We start from the raw sequence: 2,378 nt of genomic DNA, 5'->3' as shown, positions 1-2,378 counted from the left end.
GTCCAAAAGTTAGAGATAATTATGGATTTATAGTCAAATATTTAGGAGATGGAATGATGGCTGTATTTCCTCATGGAGCAGATGATGCAGTCAAGGCTGGTATTGCCAAAATCAAAGAAGTTGTAGAATACAATTTTATTAGAAAAAGTCAAGGCTATAAACCTATTAAAATTGGCATTGGCATTCACTTCGGACCAATGATGGTAGGTATGGTAGGAGAAAAAGCCAGAATGCAAGGAGATGCTTTTTCTGATAATGTAAACTTAGCTTCTCGTTTAGAAGGATTAACAAAATTTTATGGAGTTTCTATCATAATTAGTGAAGCAGTATTTAATAATTTAGTAGATTCAAATCAATATCAAATTAGATTTTTAGATCGGGTCCTAGTTAAAGGGCGAAATCATCCTATTAAAATTTATGAAGTTATGGATGGAGATCCAGAATATTTGCTAAAGTTAAAAAAACAAGTTCAACCAGATTTTGAACAAGGAGTATTATATTATCAACAGCAAGAATTTGCCATGGCAAAGGAATATTTCCAAAAAGTATTAACAGTCAATTCACAGGATAAAACTACAGAAATTTATCTAGAACGAGTGAATAATTTTTTATCAGAAGGTGTACCTAATAACTGGCAAGGAGTTACAAGCTGGAATCAAAAATAACAAGAATGAATAGGGGGGATAATTGATTATTTATGGATCAGATATTGGTTTTATTTTTGATTTTTGGAGAAGTATAATCGTTGATAGCTATTTCCACAGCATTCCGCAGGAAATACTTACAATAACAATAAACTTGGGCAAATTTAATCTATAATTAATAGGACTTACGCAGAGACGCTATATCTAGCGTCAAAAACTCTTGCGCAATAGTTTTTGAACTCTATGCATAGTACCTTTGCGTAAGTCCTGATTAAGAAAGAATCGGTTAGTACATATACTAATAATGAGTCTTAGATTAGAAAATGTTTTTCCAACTGTTCCCTGCTATATAATTAAACTTTGATAAAAAGGAAAAAACAAGCAATTGCCACCATGCAAAAGTCACCACTAAAACCTATATTTTGCCAACTTTCACCAAAACTTCCCCTGCGAGCTTTAGTCATCGTCCCATTTGTACTGCAAATCATCGCAGCAGTAGGGTTAGTAGGATATCTATCATTTACCAATGGTAAGCGTGCAGTCAATGACTTAGCAAATCAATTACAAAACGAAATTACAGTTCGTATTCAGAAGAAACTGGATATTTATTTAGAGACTCCCCATTTAGTGAATCAACTAAATGTCAATGCTATTCGTCTTAATCAACTTAATATTCAAGCAACTAATGATCTCGAACGTCATTTATGGAATCAGATTCAGTCTTTTGATTCTATTGGTGTGATTGGGATTACATCTACATCAGGAACTATGGTTGCAGTTAGTCGCCAGGATAATAACGCATTGAATATCATTGTTACAGATCAATCTACAAATGGAGAACTGCAGAAATATGCTACCGACAGTCAAGGGGGACGAACCAAGCGCACAAACGTAATTTCCCAATATGACTTCCGTCTACGACCATGGTATCAAGATGGCATCACCGCAGGTCAAGCAGCTTGGGGTAAGATATTTACATCCCTAATTGATGAAAAAGTAAAAATGATGGCGACTCAACCTATAATTGATAATGATGGTAATGTCATCGCCTTAGTCAATGCTACTCTAACCTTTTCTCAAGTGCATGAATTTTTACAGAAGTTGAAGATTAGTAAGTCAGGGGAAGCTTTCATTTTAAACCGTTCTGGAGAACTAATAGCTAGTTCAGCTACAACCGATCCTTTTATTAATAACAATAATGACTCAAAACTGATAGACGCTTTAGATAGTAAAGATCCTTTAATTCGTTTAGCAAGTAAACATCTCACAGACAGGTTTGGGGATCTCAATCAAATTCAGAATACTTCATTACTGAACTTTGATATAGATGGTAAACAACAATTTTTACAAGTCGTACCTTTTAGCGATAAATATGGTTTAGATTGGTTGATTTTGGTAGTAGTTCCCCAAGCAGATTTTATGGGGCGTATTTATGCCAATACTCGGATTACTGTTGCCTTATGTTTGATGGCATTAATACTAGCAATTGTTTTGGGTTTACTAAATTGTGAATTGATTATTAGACCAGTTAGGCGTTTGAAGCAAGCAGCAACTTCTTTATCTATTGGAAACTGGGAACAAAAAGTCAAAGAAGTTCCCATTGATGAATTGGCAATATTGGCTCAATCATTTAATCAAATGACAGAGCAGTTACAAAAATCATTTTTTGAATTAGAAGGAAAAAATTCTGAACTAAAACGTTTAGATAAACTCAAGGATGAATTTTTAGCAAAT

General features: G+C 33.9%; 2 protein-coding genes. Both read left to right on the top strand.

Annotation, left to right across the window (positions count from 1 at the left end):
- On the top strand, positions 1-665 hold a 665-nt coding region (locus ACP6PM_RS22005), incomplete at its 5' end, for an adenylate/guanylate cyclase domain-containing protein (RefSeq protein ID WP_426588396.1).
- 339 nt (positions 666-1,004) lie between these two features.
- The coding region (locus tag ACP6PM_RS22000; RefSeq protein ID WP_426588394.1) for a cache domain-containing protein at positions 1,005-2,378 on the top strand (1,374 nt) is incomplete at its 3' end.

Source organism: Dapis brunnea BLCC-M229 (genome assembly GCF_050015995.1).
Lineage (GTDB): Bacteria > Cyanobacteriota > Cyanobacteriia > Cyanobacteriales > Microcoleaceae > Trichodesmium.
Note: the sequence above shows the minus strand (reverse complement) of the source record. Positions and strands in the feature narration are given on the sequence as shown.